The sequence below is a fragment of the Angustibacter sp. Root456 genome (assembly GCF_001426435.1).
In the GTDB taxonomy this organism is placed as follows: Bacteria; Actinomycetota; Actinomycetes; order Actinomycetales; family Angustibacteraceae; genus Angustibacter.
In genome coordinates this window covers 673,742-693,529 of record NZ_LMER01000020.1, presented here as the reverse complement: position 1 = coordinate 693,529, position 19,788 = coordinate 673,742, and the positions used below count along the sequence as shown (strand labels likewise).

Below are 19,788 nucleotides of genomic sequence, written 5' to 3'. Positions count from 1 at the left end.
GCTAGGAGAAGCTCGTGAGCCGCCCAGGTTTCGTGCTGGAGGTCGACGGCCGCACGCCGCCGCTCGTCGTCCACGAGGGCGAGGGGTTCCGCCTCGAGACGTTCCCGCGCGGCACGCGCGTGGTCTACCCGCCGGAGTCGCTGCCGGGCATCCGCGACGTCGACGGCGCGATCCACCGCGCGCTGCTCGAGCCGGTGGGCAGCGACCCGCTGCCGACCCTGCTGCGGCCGGGCATGCGCCTCACCATCGCGTTCGACGACATCTCGCTGCCGTTGCCGCCCATGGTGAAACCCGACATCCGCCAGCGGATCATCGAGCAGGTGCTCACCATGGCCGCCGAGGCCGGCGTCGACGACGTCGAGATCATCTCGGCCAACGCGCTGCACCGCCGCCTCACCGCCTCCGAGCTCAAGGAGATCGTGGGCGAGCGCGTGTTCCGCTCGTTCTTCCCCCAGGGCGCCCTCTACAACCACGACGCCGAGGACAAGGACAACCTGCTGCACGTCGGCCAGACCGACCGCGGCGAGGACGTCGAGATCAACCGTCGCGCGGCCGAGAGCGACCTGCTGGTCTACGTCAACGTCAACCTCGTGGCCATGGACGGCGGCCACAAGTCCGTGCCGATCGGGCTCGCGTCGTACAAGAGCCTGCGCCATCACCACAACAGCCACACGATGGTGCACTCGCGGTCGTTCATGGACCACACGAAGTCGGCGATGCACCACAGCGCCTGGCGCATGGGTCGCATGCTGGCCGACCACGTCAAGATCTTCACGATCGAGACGACGCTCAACAACGACGTCTTCCCGTCGCAGTTCGCGTTCCTGCAAAAGCGCGAGTGGGAGTGGGGAGTCAAGGACCAGGCGTCCATGCTCGCCGCTCGGCGCGGGTTGGCTCTGGCCCCGAAGGGCTTGACGCACAACATCTTCCAGGGCATGCGGGCGCCGTACGGGCTCACGGGTGTGAACGCCGGTGAGACGGAGGCGGTGCACGAGCTCACCGTGGCGAAGGTGCACGAGCAGCAGCTCGTCGAGGTGCAGGGGCAGAGCGACGTCCTCGTGCTCGGCGTCCCCTACCTCGGGCCCTACAACGTCAACTCGGTGATGAACCCGATCCTCGCCACGTGCATGGGGCTCGGCTACTACTTCAACAGCTACCGAGGTCAGCCCGTGGTCCGCAAGGGCGGCGCGGTGATCCTGTACCACCCGGTCGAGCCGGACTTCAACCAGCTTCACCACCCGAGCTACGTCGACTTCTACGAAGAGGTGCTGACGTCGTCCACGGACCCCGCGGTCATCGAGGCGAAGTTCGAGGAGCAGTACGCCACCGACCCCTGGTACATCCACCTGTACCGGACGTCGCACGCCTACCACGGCGTCCACCCGTTCTACATGTGGTACTGGGCGGCGCACGCGATGGACCACGTCGGCGACGTGATCTGGGTGGGCGCGAACCGCAAGGCCGTGGAGCGCATGGGGTTCCGGGCGGCGTCCTCCCTGCAGGACGCGCTCGAGATGGCGTCGAGCACGGTGGGCCGATCGCCGTCGATCACCTACCTGCGCAACCCTCCGCACCTGATCGCGGACGTGCGATGAGCGGTCCGGTCGCCCACGTCACCCGCCACGTGCTCTCGGGCGAGCTGCTGCGCGGCGCGCGCGCCGACGTCCGCATGGTCGCCAAGGGCTGGCGCTGGGGGCGGCGGCAGATGGTGCCGCGCTCGGCCGAGCCCTTCGTGCCGGCGAAGACGAGCGAGCCGTTCCCCACGGAGTGGGCACGCCGGCCGGCGGCGGTGGCAGTGCGCGACGGGATCCAGCGGTTCGGGCTGGCCCCGTTGCTGCGCCACGAGATCCGGCCGACCGTGCACGGGCTCGACGTCCTCGACCGCGTGCACGGCCCGGTCGTCTTCGTGGCGAACCACACCTCGCACCTCGACACCCCGCTGATCTTGTGCTCGCTGCCGCACGCGTGGCGCCGGCACACCGCGGTGGCGGCAGCGGCGGACTACTTCTTCGACACCTGGTGGCGGGCCACGGGCTCGGCGATGGTCTTCAACACCTTCCCGATCGAGCGCCGCTCCGGCTCGCTGTCGTCGACGCCCGGCTCGCTGCTCGACGAGGGCTGGAGCGTCGTGGTGTTCCCCGAAGGCACCCGCTCGCCCGACGGCTGGACGCGCCGCTTCCGGCACGGTGCGGCGTACCTCGCGGTGCAGCACCAGGTGCCGGTCGTGCCGATCGGCATCCGCGGCTCGTTCGCGGCCATGCCGCGCGGGCGCGGGTGGCCGGTGCCGGGGCGTCCCCCGGTGACCGTGCGCTTCGGCGAGCCGCTGCGGCCGGGTGACGGCGAGGGTCCGCGCGAGCTCGGTGCGCGCGTCGAGGCGGCGGTGAGCCAGCTCATCGACGAGGACGCCACCACCTGGTGGCAGGCGCAGCGGCGGGCGGCCTCGGGCGCCACCCCGTCGACGTCCGGGCCCGACGTCGCGCCCTGGCGGCGCGTGTGGGCGCAGACCCAGGCACCCGCCGTCCGCACGCACCGGCGCATCTGGCCCCGCTGACCCCTCCCGTTGTGTGGCGCGGTGGCACCCTGCGGCCAACCTATGGCAGTGGGGTGCCCCAGTGGGCATCGCTCGATGCAGTGATCTTCCCCAGTTCCCCCGCGCGTCAGGGTGAGCGCGTGGCGGGACTGGGGCGCTCTACTTCATTCGCTGATGGCGACTGGGTGCCCCCGCTTCACTAGGTTGGCCGCAGGGTGCCACCGCGCCAAAGAGGGCCACCTACGGGAGGGCGTGGTGGGTGATCCAGGTGTGCATCGCTATCGCGGCGGCCGCGCCGGCGTTGATCGAGCGGGTCGAGCCGAACTGCGCGATCGACAGGACGACGTCACAGGCCTCGTGCGCGGACGCCGAGAGCCCCGGCCCCTCTTGCCCGAACACCAGCACGCACGCGCGCGGCAGCGGGTACCCCTCGAGCGGCACCGCGCCGGGCAGGTTGTCGATGCCCACCAGCGGCAGCGGCCCGCCGTCCGGCCCGGCGGACGCCGCCCACTGCACGAGCGAGTCGACGTCGGCGTGGTGGCTGACGTGCTGGTACCGGTCGGTCACCATCGCACCGCGCCGGTTCCAGCGCCGCCGCCCCACGACGTGCACGCCCCCGGCGAGGAACGCGTTCGCCGTCCGCACGACCGACCCGATGTTGAAGTCGTGCTGCCAGTTCTCGACCGCGACGTGGAAGGGGTGCCGCCGGGTGTCGAGGTCGGCCACGATGGCCTCGAGCCGCCAGTACCGGTAGCGGTCGACGACGTTGCGGGCGTCCCCCACCCGCAGCAGCTCGGGGTCGTACCGGTCGTCGTCCGGCCACGGGCCGGGCCACGGGCCGACGCCGACTTCGGGCTGCGCACCTGCGCCGTCGCGCGACGTCGGATCCACGCGGCGAGCGTACGCGAGCGACTCACCTACCCTTGAGGGGTGATGCACACCCTCGGCCCCTCGTGGCTCGACCCCCAGCACCTGCTCGACAGCTTCGGGCCGTGGGCTCTGTGGGGCGCCATGGCCGTGGTGTTCATCGAGTGCGGCCTGTTCTTCTTCCTGCTGCCCGGCGACTCGCTGCTGTTCACGGTGGGCCTGCTCGTCAGCGAGGGCACGATCCACTACCCGCTGTGGCTGGTGCTGGTGCTGCTCACCCTCGCGGCGTTCGGCGGCAACGTGGCCGGCTACGAGATCGGGCGCGCGGCGGGGCCGAAGATCGTCGGCCCCAGCTCGCGCCTGGTGAAGCAGAAGCACATCGACCAGACGTACGCGTTCTTCGACCGGTACGGCCCCCGCGCGCTCGTGCTCGGGCGCTTCGTCCCCATCGTGCGCACCTTCATCACCCTCGTCGCCGGGGTCGGGCGCATGGACCGCCGCCGCTTCTACACCTACAGCGGGCTGGGTGCCGTGCTCTGGGCGGTGGGCGTGACGCTGCTCGGCTACTTCCTCGGCACGATCCCGATCGTCCGCGGCCACATCGAGTCGATGCTGCTGGCCATCGTGCTCGTCTCGCTCGTGCCGGTGGGCATCGAGTGGCTGCTCCACCGGCGCCGGGCGAAGGCCACCGCGCGCGACGACGGCCGCGACCCTCGGTACGACGAGGTGCACGAGCGCCAGCGCGTGGTCGACGAGGACGTCACCGGTCCCTGACCCGGACGACGGGCGGCCACCCCGGGCCCCGAGGTGCGCTGGCGTGCATGATCACGGACGACGGGGTGGGCCGGGCGGGGGCTACTTGTCGAGCTGGGCCTTCTGCTCCTCGGCGTAGGGCCGCAGCGCCTTGGTGTCGCTGCGCTTGAGGGCGGCGAACACCTTGCGGGCCTTGGCGTCGTCCCAGAGCACGACCGAGCCCGCGCCCGGGCGGTTCCCGGTGCCGGCCACCGGGACGGTCATCGACAGGCCGTTGCCCCCGGCTGCGCCCTTCATGCCCAAGACGAAGCGGGCCAGGGCCACCGGCCCGGTGTGCTCGTCGACGGTCAGCGCACTGGCCCCGGACGACGCGAGAGGGAACGTGCGGAACGGGTTGATGAGGGTCGAGGGCTGGGTCGCCTTCGACACGATCGCGGCGAGCACCTCACGCTGGCGCTCGACGCGTCCGAGGTCGCCGCGGGGGTCGGAGTGCCGCGCCCGTGCGTAGCCCAGCGCGACGGCGCCGCCGACCTGCTGGCAGCCCTTCTTGATGTTGAGGCCGGCGTCCTTGTCCTTCATGTCGCGCTTGGGGCAGATCTTCACGCCACCGACGGCGTCGACCATGGCCGCGAAGCCGCCGAACCCGATCTCGGCGTAGTCGTCGATCTGCACTCCGCTGGCCTCCTCGATGGTGCGGGCCAGCAGCTTCGGACCGCCGAAGGCGAAGGCGGCGTTGATCTTGTTGTGCCCGTGGCCGGGGATCTTGACGTAGCTGTCGCGCGGGATGCTCATGATCACCGTCGGGCCCCCACCGGCCGGCACGTGCAGCAGCATGATCGTGTCGGTGCGCTGCCCGACGTCGGCGCCGCCGGTGTGCAGCTGCTTGGCCTGCTCCTTGGTCAGGCCCTTGCGCGAGTCCGAGCCGACGACCAGGTAGGTGCGGCCCGGCGTCGCGGCGGTGTCGGCCGGCAGCGCGTCGACCCGGCCGAGGTGGGTCCAGGCGACGGCGAGCAGGGCGATCGGGTAGGCGATGACCGCGAGCACGACCAGCAGCACGATGGTCTTGACGGGCACGCGCCGCCGCCGCCGCGGACGCCCCGTCGCGGGCACCGCGCCACCGGCGTACTCGCCCCCCGACCCGCCGCCTGCGTAGCCACCACCGGCACTCGGCCGCTGCGGACTCCGGCCCCCGGCCGAGGGCGGCCGCACGCCGTGCCCAGGGGCGCCGTCCGGAGCCCGTCCCGGTCCCCGGGTTCCCCCCGTATGGATCACCCGGGTGCGGTCGTCGTCGCCTGGTCGTCGCTCGTCTGCCACCGGGCCAGGGTAGGCCGTGCGGCTGAGTGCACGCGTACGGCGAGCCAGCCGGCGACGAGCAGGCACGCGACGCCGGACGCGACGAACGTCCGCTGCGGCCCGAGCACCCCGCCCGCCCACGCGCCGAGCAGCAGGGCCCCGATCGAGAAGCCCCGCGCCATCCCGTTGAGGGCAGCGTTGACCTGGCCGAGCTGCTGATCGGGCACTCGCGTGAGCACCAGGGTCGACGTCGAGGTGTTGAGCGCGCCGTTGGCCACTCCGAGCACGGCGAACGCCCCGATGACCGCGACGATGGACGGCGCCAGCCCGGCCCCCAGCACGGCCGCGGCCTGCACCGCCGCCGCGATCACCGTCACCACGGCCAGCGCGCGGGCGCCGCTGGCGCGACCGGCCAGCAGCGAGCCGCCGACGATGCCGAGCGTCACGGCCATCCCGACGAGGCCGTACTGCACGCTCGTGCCGTGCAGCGCGTCGCGCACCAGGAACACCTCGACGACGTTCGTCGCCTCGCCGACGACGACGTAGACCATGAGGGCGCTGAGGATCGGCCAGAGCAGCGCGTCGCGCCGGGCCACGCGCAGGCCGTCGAGCGCCTTGGGGCGATCGGCTGCGGCAGCCCGCGCCAGGGCCAGCGTGGCGTCGTGCGCACCGGCCCGGCGCGTGCGGACGGCGAGCGCCACCACCGCGAGCACGCCGAACGTCGCGGCGTCCGCCAGCAGGGCGAGGCGCTGGCCACCGAGGCCGGCGAGCAGGCCACCGAGGGGGGCGCCGCCCACGGCGGCCAGGGTGGTGAGCGCCTGGGTGGCGCCGACGGCGCGGCCTACCTCGTCGGGCCCGACGATGCGTGGCACGAGCGCCTGCCATGTCGGCGAGCTCACCGCTTGGCCGGCCTGCAGGGCCATGACGAGCAGGTACACCAGCCACAACGGCCCGGCGACGGCCAGGGCCACGCAGGCGAGCAGCTGGCCGAGTGCGCTCGCCACCGTGAGCACCCGCGAGTCCACGCGGTCGGCGAGCCGGCCCGCCCACGGCGCGAGCAGCACGGTGGGCAGCGCGGCCGCGCCGAGCAGCAGCATGACGCCGCGTGTTCCGGCGCCGCTGTCGTGCACGTGGAGCATGAGCGCGATGAGCGCGATCTCGTCGCCGAGGACGCTGAGGGCCCGCCCGGGGCCGGCCAGCCGCAGGTCGCGGTGCCGCCACACCGACGTCCGCAGATTCCGAAGGGTTCGCTTCATAACTGTGAAGGTAACGCTTCACACCTGCGGCGCGCAACCCCCTCCACGCCGTAGGCTCGTGCCGTGCCCCGCCGCAAGCCCCCGCCCGACGAGCTCGTCCTCGACGACCCCCGCGCCCTGCGCGCGCTCGCCCACCCCGCGCGCACCGCCGTGGTCGACGAGCTCTACCAGGGCAACGTCCGCACGGCGAGCGAGCTGGCCACCCTGACCGGGCTGACCCCGAGCGCCATGAGCTACCACCTGCGGGCCCTGGAGAAGTGGGGCATCGTGCGGCGGGCGACGTCGTCCGGTGACGCGCGCGAGCGCCCCTGGGAGGCCAGCGCCAAGGGCCTGACGATCATGAGCGCGAGCGCTTCTCCCGCCGCGAGCGACGCAGTCGCCGGCCTCTACCTCGACCGACTCCGCCGTGACCTCGACGCCTGGCGGCGGCGCGAGGACGACGAACCCGAGCCCTGGCGACAGATCGCCACCATCAACCGCGGTTTCCCTCGGCTCACCGCTGAGGAGGCGCGCGAGCTCAGCGAGGCGGTGCTGCAGACCGTCGACCGGTTCAGCCAGGTGCGCGACCTGCGGGAGCGTCGTCCTGACACCCGCCCGGTGAGCTTCTTCTTCGCCGTCGTGCCGGTGCACCCCGACGACGAGATCGCCGACTGATGTCGCACTGGCTCTCGAACCTGCTCGACCCCGACCTCGCCCACCTCACCGCCGGCGGGGTCTACGCGGTGCTCTTCGCGCTGGTGTTCGTCGAGTCGGGCCTGCTGGTGGGGTTCTTCCTGCCGGGAGACACGGTGCTGTTCGCGGCGGGCCTGCTGTCGGCGCAGCCGGGCTCCCCGCTGTCGGTGTGGGTGCTCGCGCTCGGCGTGGCGGTCGCGGCCGTGGCCGGTGACGCCGTCGGCTACTGGAGCGGACGGCGGTTCGGCCGGCCCTGGGTGGAGCGCAGAGCCGGGCGTGCCGCGCGCCATCTGCCTGCGGCAGAACGGTTCTACGAGCGCTGGGGCTGGGGCGCCGTCGTCATCGCGCGTTTCATCCCGTGGGTGCGCACCTTCACGCCCATCGTGGCCGGCGTGGCCCGCATGTCGTACGCGCGGTTCGGCTCGGCGAACGCCGTCGGCGCGCTGCTGTGGGCCACCGGGCTGGTCGTCCTCGGCCACTGGGCCTACAGCGTGCCGTGGCTGCGGTACGCCGCGTACGCCGTCGCCGGGGTCGCCGTCCTGGCGTCGGTGGTCGGCACCCTCGCCGGCCCAGCGATCGCCCGGCGGCGGAGCCGGCGTGGCGAGCGCTCGGTGGACGACGCGGCTCAGTAGCGCAGGTACCGCTGGGCGCTCACGGCCTTTCCGTAGTACGTGGCGCCGTAGTACACCCAGCGGTAGTACGTCCGCCGGCGAGGCTGCACGCTCGCGGCCACCCGCCCGGTGCGCGACGACTTGCGCCACGTGAGGCTGTGCCACGTCGGGCTGCCGGAGTGGCGGTACTGCAGGCGGACGTTCTGGTAGCGCGCCGGTGCGCCGGTGCTCGTGCGCAGGTAGCCGGCGACCAGGTCGGGGCGGCCGCTGCGCACGCCCGAGGTCAGGTGCATCCGGTAGATCGAGTACGTCACGCGAGTCGGCGAGACGTGCGTGGTCCACCCGCTGCCCGAACCCACGGACACGACGACGCGGTAGTAGCGCTTGCCGATCGTCGTCCAGCGTGGCGCCGAGAAGCGCGCCGTGCCGGTCGACGAGGTGGTCGTGGTGGCGAAGGTGCGCCAGGTGCCCACCCCGTTCACCTTGGAGTAGTACTGAGCCGACAGGCGCGCACGCACGGGCGTCGCGCCGTACTTGACCGACGTCGACAGCGTTGCGGCGTAACCGGTGTAGACCTTGGACGTCGCACTCAGCGCGACCGCGAGGGGAGCCGACGGTCCGCTCAGGCTCACCGACCGCTTCGCCACGAGCTGCTGACCCGACGACGTCGTGAACGTCGCGGTGAGGCCCAACGTGCCGTGGTAGCTCGAGGGGCACTGCACGCGGATGCTGAGCGACGTCACGGTCGCGGGCAGGCAGCCGGACGCCGTCGCGGTCCACCGCACCGTGGCCGGCAGGCTCGGGGTGGCGGTGTAGGTGGCGGCGAGCCCGGGACGCAGCGACGTCGGGCCCGAGATCGAGGTGGTCATGACGTTGAGGTAGCTCGACTGCGCGGTGTTCCAGTGCGTCGCGAGGTACGAGCCGGTGCCGGGCGTGCCCGCGTTGAAGTAGTCGTCGCGACCGCAGTCGAACAACCGCTCGTCCGCGTCAGCCTGGCAGACCTGCGTCATGAGGGCGTGCACGCCGGCGTGGTCGAAGCCACCGTCCTCGTAGCACATGACGTCGTTCTCGTCGGTGCAGTGGCCGAGCGTCGTCGAGTGCGGCGCGGACTCCTGCACCCCGCCCAGCATGTGCATCAGCTCGTGCGCCGGCGTCGAGTGGCCCGTCGCGCCCATGCTCCAGCACGCCACGTCGATGCGCGCGACCATGGGCACCGCGGTGTTGTTGGTGTTGGTGGCGGCCGCCGAGTCGTCCTGGTAGATCTCACCGATACCGCACAGGCCGTTCGCGTCGGCGAAGGTCAGGAGCTTGCGGTTGGCCGTCTGGATCCCCGCCTGCTCGGCGGCGGTGGCGATCTCGTCGAGGCCGTAGGTGGTGGTGTTGCCGAACGATCCGACCGGCACCTGCACCGCCCGGATGTCGGGCACGCAGCTGGACGAGGTGACCCAACGCACCCGGCGGTTGCCGTTCGGCGACGACAGCGCGAAGGTGTCGTCGACGTCGGCTACGTACGACTGCAGCGAGGCCCTGATCGATGCCAGCCGGTCGGCCTGGCCGGCCTCGTAGGCGTACAGCACCTGCACCCGGTTGCCGTCGGTGCCCGTGCCCGTGCACGAGGGCGAGACGTGCTGGGTGATGGCAGGGTTGCCCGGAACGCCGGCGGGCACGTCGAGCACGACAGCGGGGCGGTCCGCCGCGAGGGTGTCGCCGGCGAGCTGGCTGCCGGTGCGCGATGACGACCGCGGGGCGAGCCGAGCCGGACGCCGCTCCACACCGGAGCGCGCCACCACCTCAGCCGTCGACACCCGAGCGTGCACGTCGACGCCACGCGGCGCGGGGTCGACGTGCGTCGGATCGGGGCGATGACCGTGCGCCGCCCGCTGGGCGGAGCCGACACTCGAGCCAGGTGTCGCGTCCGGGCGGCCGGACGACGGCGTCGCGCTCGCCACGGACGCCGGCACGACCATCAGGGCGATGACGCCGAGGGTGACGAGGGATCGAGGGAAGGCAGCCACCGTGTGGCTATCGGCAAGGATCGGCGTGTTCTTGAGCCGTTCGAGTCACCTGACGCCGGTGACCCCGGTCACGCCGAGGGCGGGGCCGGAGGCTGCTGGGGGGCGCCGCCCGGCGTCCCGAACGACACCTGCGGCGCCGCGCGGACCTGCTCGTCGTCGGCCTCGAAGTACTCGGCCTGCTTGATCCCGAACATGCCCGCGACGATGTTCGACGGCACCGTCTCGACCTTGGTGTTCAGGGCCCGCACGTTGGCGTTGTAGAACCGGCGTGAGGCGGCGACGCGGTCCTCGGTGTCGGTGAGGTCGCGCTGCAGCTGCAGGAAGTTCTGGTTTGCCTTCAGGTCGGGGTAGGCCTCGGCGACGGCGAAGAGCCGGCCGAGCGCCTGCGTGAGCACGTTCTCCTGCTGGGCCTGCTGGGCCGGTGACGCGCCCGGCTGCATCGCCGCGGCGCGCGCGTTGGTCACCGCCTGCAGGGTCTCGCGCTCGTGCGAGGCGTAGCCCTTGACCGTCTCGACGAGGTTCGGGATCAGGTCGTGCCGCCGGTTGAGCTCGACGTCGATCTGCCGCCACGACTCCTGCACGACGTTGCGCAGCTTGATGAGCCCGTTGTACATCCCGACCGCCGCGAGGGCGAGCACGACGACGAGCACGATGACGATGATCAGGATGACGATCCCGGTACCCATGAAGGTCCCCTTCCGAGGGTGCAGCGCGATGCTACCGGTGGTGCGACGTCCGGCACCGCCTCTGGGTTCCCGACGCCACCCCCCCCGTGATCATGCACGTCAACCCACCCGGGCGTGGCCGAGCCGGTCACCGGCGGGCGGGCGTCGTCCGCCCCACCTAGCGTCGGACCGTGAGCGACCGCACCTCCCCCGACGCCCCCGACGCCCAGCGCTGGCGAGCCCTCGCCGTCTGCCTGGTCGCGGCCTTCATGACCCTGCTCGACATCAGCATCGTGAACGTGGCGCTGCCGTCGATCCGTGAGGGCCTGGACGCGCAGAGCAGCGAGCTGCAGTGGATCGTCTCCGGCTACGCGCTCACCTTCGGGCTGGTGCTGGTGCCCGCCGGCCGCCTCGGCGACGTCTGGTCGCGGCGCGCCATGTTCGTCACCGGCGTGGCCGTCTTCACCGTGAGCAGCGTGGTCGCGGGCCTGGCACCCAGCGCCGTGGTGCTGGTGGTGGCCCGGCTGTGCCAGGGCATCGGTGGCGGCCTGCTCAACCCCCAGATCTCGGGGCTGATCCAGGAGCAGTTCCGCGGCGCCGAGCGGGGCCGGGCGTTCGGCTACCTCAGCGCCGCGATCGGCATCTCGACGGCCATCGGGCCCCTGCTCGGCGGCACGATCATCAAGGTGCTCGGCACGGACGTCGGGTGGCGCTGGATCTTCTTCATCAACCTGCCGGTGGGGCTCGCCTGCATGGCGCTGGCGGCGCGGTGGGTGCCGGCGTCCGCGGGCTCTCGGCGCCGCAGCCAGGGGCTGGATCCCGTGGGCGTGCTGCTGCTGGGTGCCTCCGTGGTCGTGCTGCTGCTCCCGCTCGTCGAGCAGCAGCAGTGGAAGGGCTCGGCGAAGTGGTTGCTGCTGCCGGTGGGGGCCTTGCTGCTGCTCGCGTTCGTGCTGTGGGAGCGCCGGCAGTCTCGCGGCGGCCACGACCCGCTGGTCGACCTGCACCTGTTCGCCCGGCGCAGCTTCAGCGCCGGCACCGCGATCGGCGTCCTGTACTTCTCCGGGTTCACGAGCATCTTCTTCGTGACGACGCTGTACCTGCAGTCGGGCCTCGGGCTGAGCGCCCTGCAGGCCGGCCTGGCGGTGACCCCGTTCGCGGCCGGCTCGGCGCTCACGGCCGTGCCGGCCGGCCGGCTCGTGTCGCGCCACGGCCGGCCCCTCGTCGTCGGGGGCATCGTGGCGGTGGCGATCGGGCTGGCGCTGACCGACGCCGTCGTCGCCTGGCGGGGCGACCAGCCGAGCGTGGCGTGGTGGACAGCGGGCCCGCTGCTGCTCGCGGGCCTCGGCAGCGGCTTCGTCATCTCGCCGAACCTCACCATCACCGTGAGCGAGGTGCCAGTGCGGCAGGCCGGCGCGGCCAGCGGTGTGCTGCAGACCGGGCAGCGCATCGGGACGGCCGCGGGGATCGCCGTGGTCGGCAGCGTCTACTTCAGCACCCTCGCCAGCAGCCAGGGTGATGCCGCGCGCGCCCTCAGCACCGCGCTGCGGCTCACCGTCCTGCTGCTGGTGCTGGCCCTGGTCGCCGGCATCGTCGACGTCGTCCGGCCGGACCGGTCGGCCGAGCGGGACGACCAGTCGGCCACCGCCGAGGACCGCTCGGGCGGGCAGGTGCGCGACCCCGCCTGACCCGCCCCGGACGCTGGGTCGGTCCGGCGTTACGGTCGGGGTCATGGCGAACCCCACGCGCTGGGCGTCCCAGCACGGTCCCGAGCACTCCCAGTGGTACATCGACCGCTTCCGGCGGATGGCTGCCGACGGCGCCGACCTGGCCGGTGAGGCGCGGCTCGTCGACGCCATGGTGCCGCGCGGTGCGCGGATCGTGGACGCCGGGTGCGGCCCCGGGCGAGTGGGTGCCGAGCTGCACGTGCGCGGCCACGAGGTGGTCGGTGTGGACGCCGACCCGCTGCTCATCGAGGCCGCGGAGGCCGACCACCCCGGGCCGCGGTGGCTGGTCGCCGACCTCTCGGAGCTCGACCTGGCGGCGGCGGGTGAGAGCGCGCCGTTCGACGCGGTCGTGTGCGCGGGCAACGTCATGCCCTACCTCGCGCCGGGCAGCGGTGGCGCCGTGCTGCGACGGCTCGCCGAGCACCTACGGGCCGACGGCGTCGCGGTGATCGGCTTCGGCCTCGACCGCGGCTACTCACTCGCCGACTTCGACGCCGACACCGAGGGCAGCGGCCTCCTGCTCGAGCACCGCTTCGCCACCTGGGACCTGCGCCCGTTCGCCGACGACAGCTCCTTCGCCGTCAGCGTCCTGCGCCGCCCCGCCTCCCGCCGTCCGTGATCATGCACGCCAGCGCACCCACCCCCGTCCGTGATCATGCACGCCAGCGCACCCACCGCCGTCCGTGATCATGCACGCCAGCGCACCCACCGCCGTCCGTGATCATGCACGCCAGCGCCACGCTGGGGAGGATCACTTCACTCCATGAGTGCGACTGGGGCACCCAACTGCCATAGGAATGCAGCAGGGTGCCCCCGCGCCAAACCCACGGGAGAGGTTCTGGCGGGCAGGATCGAGCAGGGGCCGGGGGCTCAGAGGCCGACGTCGGCCTTGGAGTACGCGAAGCGGTACTCCAGGCCTGCGTCGCGCACGCGCTCGGCCGCGCCGGTGTCGCGGTCGACGATCACCGCGACGGCGACGACGTCGGCGCCCGCCTCGCGCAGCGCCTCCACGGCGGTGAGTGCCGAGCCACCGGTGGTGGAGGTGTCCTCGACGGCGAGCACGCGGCGTCCGGTGACGTCGGGGCCCTCGATGCGCCGCTGCAGCCCGTGCGCCTTGCCCTCCTTGCGGACGACGAAGGCGTCGAGCTCGCGGCCCTGAGCGGCGGCAGCGTGCAGCATGGCCGTCGCGACCGGGTCGGCGCCCATGGTGAGGCCACCGACGGCGTCGTACTCGAGGTCGGCGGTGAGGTCGAGCATCACCTGGCCGACGAGGGGCGCGGCCGCGCCGTCCAGCGTCACGCGGCGCAGGTCGACGTAGTAGTCGGCCTCCTTGCCGCTCGAGAGGGTCACCTTGCCGCGCACGATCGCGGAGTCGGTGATGTGGGTCAGGAGGGCGTCGCGAGGGCTCGTCACAGGGCCGCAGCCTATCGGGCAGTCGCCGGCGCGACCTCAGCCCTGCGTGCGACGGCGCTGCACGGCGCCCGAGCCCTTGCGCACCACCGACCGCGGCAGGTGACGCATGGCCAGCACGAGCGTGCCGAACCGCCGGCTCGGCACGCTGACGACCTTGCCCTTGGCGACGTCCGCGAGCGCCTCGGCCACGAGGTCGTCGGCGTCGAGCCACCCCCACTCGGGCAGCGCCGACATGTCCATGCCCCCGCGGCCGTGGAACTCGGTGCGCACGAACCCGGGGCAGAGCGCCATCACGCGCACGCCGTACGGCGCGAGCTGGGTCGCGACGGACTCGCTGAACACCGTGGCCCAGGCCTTCACCGCCGAGTACGTGCCCATCGCCGCGAAGCCCGCCACCGACGAGACGTTGATGATCGTGCCGCTCCGGCGGTCGCGCATCGCGCGCCCCGCCGCGTGGGTGAGCACCAGCACCGCGCGGCAGTGGATGTCGAGCAGCCGCTCCTCGTCGGCGACGTCGGTCGACAGGAACCCGCGGCCCAGCCCGAAACCGGCGTTGTTGACCAGGACGTCGACCGGCCGGCTCGCGTCAGCCAACCGGTCGGCGACCCGCTGCACGGCGGCCCGGTCGGTGAGGTCGGCCGAGAGGGTCTCGACCTGGCGGCCGTAGGCGGTGCGCAGCTCTGCGGCCACCTCGTCGAGCCGCTGCTGGTCGCGCGCGACGAGCACGAGGTCGTGGCCGTCGGCGGCGAGGCGGCGGACGAACGCGAGGCCGATACCCGCGGTGGCGCCGGTGACGAGGGCGGTGGTCATGGCCGGACCCTAGCCGCCGAGGGTGTCGGCGCCCGGCGGTAGGTTCGACCTGTGCGCATCGCCACCTGGAACGTGAACTCCGCCCGTGCCCGCCTCGAGCGCATCGTCGCGTGGGTCGAGCGCAGCGACGTGGACGTCGTCGCGCTGCAAGAGACCAAGTGCAAGGACGACCAGTTCCCCACCGAGCGGTTCGAGGCGATGGGCTACCAGGTGGCCCACCACGGGCACTCGCAGTGGAACGGCGTGGCGCTCCTGTCGCGCGTCGGCATCGAGGACGTCGAGCTCGGGTTCCCCGGCCAGCCCGGCTGGGGTGAGCCCCTGGCGGCGGAGGCGCGCGCGCTCGGCGCCACCTGCGGCGGCGTGCGCGTGTGGAGCCTCTACGTGCCGAACGGCCGCCAGCTCGGTGACCCGCACCTGGCCTACAAGCTCGACTGGCTCGAGCACCTGCGCGTCGCGGGGGCCCAGTGGCTGGCCGACGACCCGTCCGCGCAGATCGCCCTCGTCGGCGACTGGAACGTCGCGCCGCGCGACGAGGACGTCTGGGACATGGCGGTGTTCGCCAACTCCACGCACGTCTCCCCGCCCGAGCGGGCCGCCTTCGACGCCATCGTCGACGCGGGGTACGCGGACGTCGTCCGGCCGCATACCGAGGGTCAGTTCACCTACTGGGACTACACGCAGCTGCGGTTCCCGAAGAAGCAGGGCATGCGGATCGACTTCGTGCTCGCCTCCCCGGCGCTGGCGTCCCGGGTGACGGGCGCGGCCATCGACCGCGAGGAGCGCAAGGGCAAGGGCGCGTCCGACCACGCACCGGTGATCGTCGAGCTGGGCTGAGGCCGGCTGTCGGAGGGGGGCACTAGCGTCCCGCCATGGCCATCGCGAAGTTCCCCACCGTCGTCATCGACTGCCCGGACGCCGACCGCCTCGCCCGCTTCTACGCCGAGCTGCTGGGGTGGCAGCTCGAGCCGAAGGACGGCTGGGTCGACATCCGGGCCGACTACGGCGACTGCATCAGCTTCCAGCAGGTTGAGGACTACCGGGCGCCGTCGTGGCCGGGGCAGGAGCACCCGCAGCAGATGCACCTCGACGTGGTCGTCGACGACCTCGACGCCGGCGAGTCCGCCGTCGTCGCCCTGGGCGCCACCCGGGCCGAGCACCAGCCGGGCACGACGTTCCGGGTGTTCCTCGACCCGGCCGGGCACCCGTTCTGCCTCTGCACCAGCTGACCGTCCCCTGCCTGGTCCTCACGAGGGAGCCGGCAGGCGGTCAACCGGCGGGGGTCAGGTGGTGGACAGCCCCGGCCAGAGGACGTCCATCACCAGCTCGGTGGCTCGGTCGGCGCCGACCGCCTGGGCCGCCTGCGCCGTCCGCCACACGGCGACGCGTTCGCAGGCACCGATGACCATCTCAGCTCGCGCGGCGAGCTCGAGGGGGTCCAGCGTCGAGCCGCCAGGCAGGCCGGCCAGCAGGGCCTGGGTGTAGTCGCTCTGCTGGCGCCGGATCTCCTCGATCTCCCGGGCGCCCGGGCCGGTGGTCACCATCGACTCGGCCTGCAGCACCGCCCAGGCCGCCGCGTGGTCGTCGACGAAGTCGAAGAAGGCGCGCACGGCGCGGGCCATGAGGTCACGCGGCTCGCCACCGCCGCGCACTGCGTCGACCGTCTGGTCGTGCAGCTGCTGCCGGGCGCGGGCGAGGCACGCGCGCAGCAGGCCGTCCTTGCTGCCGAAGTACTCGTAGAGCATCGGCTTGGTGACCCCCACCCGCGCCGCGATGTCGTCCATCGAGGTCGCCTGGTAACCGGACTCCGCGAAGACGGCCTCGGCCACCTGCAGCATCTGCTGCTCGCGCTGAGCTCGAGGCATCCGGGTGCGGGTCGGCGACTTCACAGGATCACCTTACGACAGGTAAGTTACCGCCGGTAAGTTCCAGAGCTGACGAAGGAGGCTCCGTGCCGGTCACCACCGAGGTCGCGGTGCGGCCCGTCACCGTGCTGGCGGACGACGGTGCCCGCCTCGCCGCGTGGGTGCACGAGGCGGCGGGCGGCGCCGGTCCGTCGGCACCCACCGTGGTGCTCGCGCACGGCTGGACGCTCGACCACCGCTCGTGGGACCGCGTCGTCGGGCTGGTCCAGCAACGCGTGCGCGTGCGCGTCGTGACCTATGACCAGCGCGGCCACGGGGCCTCGACGCTGCGGGGGCGTCGTCGCCGTCCGCGGGTGCAGCCGAGCGTGCGCGGCCTCGGCGACGACCTCGCCGCCGTCATCGCCGCCGTCGCGCCCGCGGGGCCGCTCGTGCTCGGCGGCCACTCGATGGGCGGCATGACCGTCATGGCGTACGCCGGCACGCATCCGGACGACGTCCGCGCCCGGGTGCGGGGCGTCGCGCTCGTGAGCACCTCGGCGGGCGAGCTGCGTGGCCTGGGGCGCCGCGGGGAGGTGCCGCTGATGCGCACGATCTCCCGCGTGCCGGGCGTGCGGGCGGGTCGGGCGATCACGCACGAGAGCCAGCGCCGGCTGCTGTTCGGCACCCGGGCCGCGCCGGCGGACGTCGCCGCGACGCGCGACATGGTGGCCTCCACCCGCCTGGCCACGATCGGGCGCTACTACGCCGCGCTGAGCGCGCACGACGAGGCCGAGGCGCTCGCGGTGCTGGCCGACGTCCCCACGCACGTGCTCGTGGGCGAGCTCGACCGCCTCACCCCCGTGTCGCACGCCCGTCGGCTCGCCGAGCTCGTGCCGCACGCCCAGCTCGAGGTGCTGCCGGGCGCCGGTCACATGCTGGGCTACGAGGCCGCGGAGGTCGTCGCGCGCCACCTGAGCGAGCTCGTCGAGGAGGCGTCGTGATAGTGCACGAGGCCGTGGTGGTCGGCACCGGATTCGGCGGTCTGGCGGCGGCGATCGAGCTGCAGCGCAACGGGATCAGCGACATCGTGCTCTTGGAGAAGGCCGACGCGCTCGGCGGCACGTGGCGTGACAACCGCTACCCGGGCTGCGCCTGCGACATCCCGTCGCACCTGTACTCCTTCTCCTTCGCGCCGTCGGCTCGCTGGTCCCGCGCCTACGCCGAGCAGCCGGAGATCTGGGACTACCTGCGCCGCGTCGCCGACGAGTTCCGTGTCTCGCAATGGATCCGCTACGGCGAGGAGCTGGTCGAGGCCACCTACGACGCCGGGCTGTGGCACCTGTGCACCGCGCGCGGCACGCGGCTGTCGACGCGTTCGCTCGTCCTGGCCACCGGCGCGCTCAGCGAGCCGTTCGTCCCGGCGCTACCCGGCCTGGAGTCGTTCCGGGGCAACGTCTTCCACACCGCGCAGTGGCCGGACGACGACACCGCCGCCATCGACGGACGCCGCGTCGCGGTGCTCGGCACGGGAGCGAGCGCTGTGCAGGCCGTGCCGCAGATCGCTCAGCGAGCAGAGCACCTCACCGTGCTGCAGCGCACCCCGTCGTGGATCATCCCCAAGGGCGACCGCGAGATCACCTCTGACGAGCAGGAGCGGCTGGAGCGCAAGCCCTGGCTCTACCGTCTCGTGCGCGCGGGCCTCTACTGGCGCAACGAGTCTCGCGTACTGGCCTTCACGACCGCGCCGTCAGTGATGCGGCTGCTCGAGCTCATGGCCCGGCGCCACCTGCGCCGTCAGGTCGACGACCCCGCGACGCGCAGGGCCCTCACACCGACGTACCGCATGGGCTGCAAGCGGATCCTCATCTCGAACGACTACCTGCCGACGTTCAACCGGCCGAACGTCGACCTCGTCACGAGCCCCGTCGCGGCGGTCGAGGCCGGCGCCGTCGTCACGGCCGACGGGCGGCGCCACCCGGTCGACACCCTGGTGCTGAGCACCGGGTTCAAGGTGACCGAGCCGCACGACCAGCTCACGGTCACCGGCGCCGGTGGCCGCACCCTGCGCGAGGCCTGGTCGGCGGGCATGCAGGCCCACCTCGGCGTCACGGTCGCCGGCTTCCCCAACCTCTTCCTCGTCGTCGGGCCCAACTCGGGGTTGGGCCACAACTCGATGGTGTTCGTCATCGAGGCGCAGACCCGGTACCTCGCCCAGTGCATCCGGATGCGCGACGAGGCCGGCGCGAGGTCGGTCTCGGTGCCGCAGCGGGTGCAGGACACCTTCAACGCCGAGCTCGAGCGCCGCTCGAAGCACACGGTGTGGGCCAGCGGCTGCCGCAGCTGGTACCTCGATCGGTTCGGCAACAACCGGACGCTCTGGCCGTCGTCCAGCGTCTCGCTGTGGCGGCGGACCCGCCGCCTCGACCCCGCGCACGTGCAGCTGGACGTCGACGAGCCGGCGCGCGTGCCCTCACCACCGCAGGAGGTCTCGGCATGAAGCAACAGGTCGCCCTGGTCACGGGCGGAGCGTCCGGCATCGGGCGGGCGCTGGCCCAGGCCCTGACGTCGCGTGGACACGTGGTCGTGGTCGCGGACGTCGACGGCATCGCGGCCCGGACGACGGCCGCGGAGCTGAGCGAGACCGCCGCCGGCGCTGGCGGCGCGACGGGGATCACGCTCGACGTCACCGACCGGCCGGCGTTCCGCGACGCCGTCGACCAGGTCGTGGCCACGCACGGCCGCCTCGACCTGCTGTTCAACAACGCCGGCATCGGCGTCGGCGGTCTGGTCGACGAGCTCGACGACGAGCACTGGGACCGCTGTCTCGCGGTGAACCTGCACGGCGTGGTGCACGGCGTGCAGGCGGCCGTGCCGGCGATGACCCGCCAGGGCAGCGGCCACATCGTCAACACGGCCTCGATGGCCGGGCTGATGACGACGCCGATGATGCTGCCCTACACGACGAGCAAGCACGCGGTCGTCGCGCTCAGCCGGGCCCTGCGCTCGGAGCTGAAGCCGGTCGGCGTCGGGGTGACGGCGGTCTGCCCGGCCTTCATCGCGACCCCGCTGCTCGACAACCTCAACCCCGGCATGGCGCCGACCGCGGCGACGTCCGGCGTCCGGCAGCTGGCGGCGACCCTGCAGCCGCGCGGCCTCCCCGGGCCCGAGCCGCTCGCCGACGCGGTGCTGCACGGCGTGGCCAAGAACAAGCCGCTCGTCGTGTTCCCGCGCGAGCAGTGGGCGGTGGTTGCGGCCCAGCGGTGGCTGCCCACCGTCGTCCACGCGGCGGTCGACCAGCAGGTGCGGCGCTACCGCGCCCGCCGGGCCGGCTGACCCCC

Annotated in this window: 20 protein-coding genes; 12 read left to right on the top strand and 8 right to left on the bottom strand. The window is 72.9% G+C overall.

Annotation, left to right across the window (positions count from 1 at the left end; all coding sequences use genetic code 11):
- Window positions 1–14 precede the first annotated feature (14 nt).
- Together ASD06_RS17920 and ASD06_RS17915 are read left to right on the top strand one after the other, a co-directional pair.
- Complete coding sequence (locus ASD06_RS17920) at window positions 15–1,595, top strand: lactate racemase domain-containing protein (protein WP_200942297.1); 1,581 nt, start codon at window positions 15–17, stop codon at window positions 1,593–1,595.
- Window positions 1,592–2,551, top strand: a complete 960-nt coding sequence (locus tag ASD06_RS17915) for a 1-acyl-sn-glycerol-3-phosphate acyltransferase (protein WP_056680831.1) — start codon at window positions 1,592–1,594, stop codon at window positions 2,549–2,551. The genes ASD06_RS17920 and ASD06_RS17915 overlap by 4 nt, the downstream gene beginning before the upstream one ends.
- 219 nt (window positions 2,552–2,770) lie before the next feature.
- On the opposite strand, the gene ASD06_RS17910 is transcribed toward ASD06_RS17915, so the two are convergent.
- Window positions 2,771–3,421: a TrmH family RNA methyltransferase gene (locus ASD06_RS17910; RefSeq protein ID WP_056680828.1), complete on the bottom strand. Its 651-nt coding sequence runs from the start codon at window positions 3,419–3,421 to the stop codon at window positions 2,771–2,773.
- A gap of 42 nt (window positions 3,422–3,463) precedes the next feature.
- Between ASD06_RS17910 and ASD06_RS17905 the strand changes: the two genes are divergently transcribed.
- Entirely contained in the window at window positions 3,464–4,171 is a 708-nt protein-coding gene (locus ASD06_RS17905; RefSeq protein WP_056680825.1) for a DedA family protein, read from the top strand.
- Window positions 4,172–4,252: 81 nt separating this feature from the next.
- Here ASD06_RS17905 and ASD06_RS17900 read toward each other — a convergent pair whose 3' ends face one another.
- Both ASD06_RS17900 and ASD06_RS17895 read right to left on the bottom strand, forming a co-directional pair.
- Entirely contained in the window at window positions 4,253–5,260 is a 1,008-nt protein-coding gene (locus ASD06_RS17900) for an LCP family protein (RefSeq protein WP_082538182.1), read from the bottom strand.
- A gap of 158 nt (window positions 5,261–5,418) precedes the next feature.
- Window positions 5,419–6,699, bottom strand: a complete 1,281-nt coding sequence (locus ASD06_RS17895) for an MFS transporter (RefSeq protein ID WP_082538181.1) — start codon at window positions 6,697–6,699, stop codon at window positions 5,419–5,421.
- A gap of 63 nt (window positions 6,700–6,762) precedes the next feature.
- On the opposite strand from ASD06_RS17895, the gene ASD06_RS17890 reads away from it, so the two are divergent.
- A complete protein-coding gene (locus tag ASD06_RS17890) occupies window positions 6,763–7,353 on the top strand; it encodes a helix-turn-helix domain-containing protein (RefSeq protein WP_056680820.1) in 591 nt (196 codons plus the stop codon).
- On the top strand, window positions 7,353–8,003 hold the full coding sequence (locus tag ASD06_RS17885; protein ID WP_056680816.1) for a DedA family protein: 651 nt from the start codon (window positions 7,353–7,355) through the stop codon (window positions 8,001–8,003). Before ASD06_RS17890 ends, ASD06_RS17885 begins: the two co-directional genes overlap by 1 nt.
- Here ASD06_RS17885 and ASD06_RS17880 read toward each other — a convergent pair.
- Together ASD06_RS17880 and ASD06_RS17875 are read right to left on the bottom strand one after the other, a co-directional pair.
- The gene (locus ASD06_RS17880) at window positions 7,997–9,997 is read right to left on the bottom strand and encodes a hypothetical protein (protein WP_056680813.1); all 2,001 of its coding nucleotides are present in this window, start codon (window positions 9,995–9,997) and stop codon (window positions 7,997–7,999) included. The genes ASD06_RS17885 and ASD06_RS17880 overlap by 7 nt on opposite strands.
- Window positions 9,998–10,065: 68 nt before the next feature.
- Window positions 10,066–10,683 (bottom strand): LemA family protein, encoded by a 618-nt coding sequence (locus tag ASD06_RS17875; protein WP_056680810.1) that lies wholly within the window; start codon window positions 10,681–10,683, stop codon window positions 10,066–10,068.
- 170 nt (window positions 10,684–10,853) lie between these two features.
- Here ASD06_RS17875 and ASD06_RS17870 point away from each other — a divergent pair, with 170 nt between their 5' ends.
- A complete protein-coding gene (locus ASD06_RS17870; protein ID WP_056680808.1) occupies window positions 10,854–12,347 on the top strand; it encodes an MFS transporter in 1,494 nt (497 codons plus the stop codon).
- A gap of 43 nt (window positions 12,348–12,390) precedes the next feature.
- Window positions 12,391–13,005: a bifunctional 2-polyprenyl-6-hydroxyphenol methylase/3-demethylubiquinol 3-O-methyltransferase UbiG gene (locus ASD06_RS17865; protein WP_056680805.1), complete on the top strand. Its 615-nt coding sequence runs from the start codon at window positions 12,391–12,393 to the stop codon at window positions 13,003–13,005.
- A 251-nt stretch (window positions 13,006–13,256) separates the two neighbouring features.
- On the opposite strand, the gene pyrE is transcribed toward ASD06_RS17865, so the two are convergent.
- Both pyrE and ASD06_RS17855 read right to left on the bottom strand, forming a co-directional pair.
- Window positions 13,257–13,799 carry an orotate phosphoribosyltransferase gene (gene pyrE, locus ASD06_RS17860; protein ID WP_056680800.1) on the bottom strand — a complete coding sequence of 181 codons (543 nt, stop codon included), beginning with the start codon at window positions 13,797–13,799 and terminating at the stop codon, window positions 13,257–13,259.
- A 36-nt stretch (window positions 13,800–13,835) separates the two neighbouring features.
- Complete coding sequence (locus ASD06_RS17855; protein ID WP_056680797.1) at window positions 13,836–14,609, bottom strand: SDR family oxidoreductase; 774 nt, start codon at window positions 14,607–14,609, stop codon at window positions 13,836–13,838.
- Between the two features lie 51 nt (window positions 14,610–14,660).
- Here ASD06_RS17855 and ASD06_RS17850 point away from each other — a divergent pair, with 51 nt between their 5' ends.
- Window positions 14,661–15,443 (top strand): exodeoxyribonuclease III, encoded by a 783-nt coding sequence (locus tag ASD06_RS17850; RefSeq protein WP_056680794.1) that lies wholly within the window; start codon window positions 14,661–14,663, stop codon window positions 15,441–15,443.
- 35 nt (window positions 15,444–15,478) lie between these two features.
- A complete protein-coding gene (locus ASD06_RS17845; RefSeq protein WP_056680791.1) occupies window positions 15,479–15,835 on the top strand; it encodes a VOC family protein in 357 nt (118 codons plus the stop codon).
- A 54-nt stretch (window positions 15,836–15,889) separates the two neighbouring features.
- Here the strand turns inward: ASD06_RS17845 and ASD06_RS17840 are convergent, their stop codons facing one another.
- The gene (locus ASD06_RS17840; RefSeq protein ID WP_200942295.1) at window positions 15,890–16,495 is read right to left on the bottom strand and encodes a TetR/AcrR family transcriptional regulator; all 606 of its coding nucleotides are present in this window, start codon (window positions 16,493–16,495) and stop codon (window positions 15,890–15,892) included.
- Window positions 16,496–16,557: 62 nt separating this feature from the next.
- Between ASD06_RS17840 and ASD06_RS17835 the strand changes: the two genes are divergently transcribed.
- Genes ASD06_RS17835 through ASD06_RS17825 form a run of 3 tightly spaced genes read left to right on the top strand, consistent with a single transcriptional unit; the run spans window position 16,558 to window position 19,783 of the window.
- Window positions 16,558–17,451 (top strand): alpha/beta fold hydrolase, encoded by an 894-nt coding sequence (locus ASD06_RS17835; RefSeq protein ID WP_056680788.1) that lies wholly within the window; start codon window positions 16,558–16,560, stop codon window positions 17,449–17,451.
- The gene (locus ASD06_RS17830; protein WP_082538180.1) at window positions 17,448–18,947 is read left to right on the top strand and encodes an NAD(P)/FAD-dependent oxidoreductase; all 1,500 of its coding nucleotides are present in this window, start codon (window positions 17,448–17,450) and stop codon (window positions 18,945–18,947) included. Before ASD06_RS17835 ends, ASD06_RS17830 begins: the two co-directional genes overlap by 4 nt.
- Complete coding sequence (locus ASD06_RS17825; protein WP_056680783.1) at window positions 18,944–19,783, top strand: SDR family oxidoreductase; 840 nt, start codon at window positions 18,944–18,946, stop codon at window positions 19,781–19,783. Before ASD06_RS17830 ends, ASD06_RS17825 begins: the two co-directional genes overlap by 4 nt.
- The last annotated feature ends 5 nt before the right edge of the window (window positions 19,784–19,788 follow it).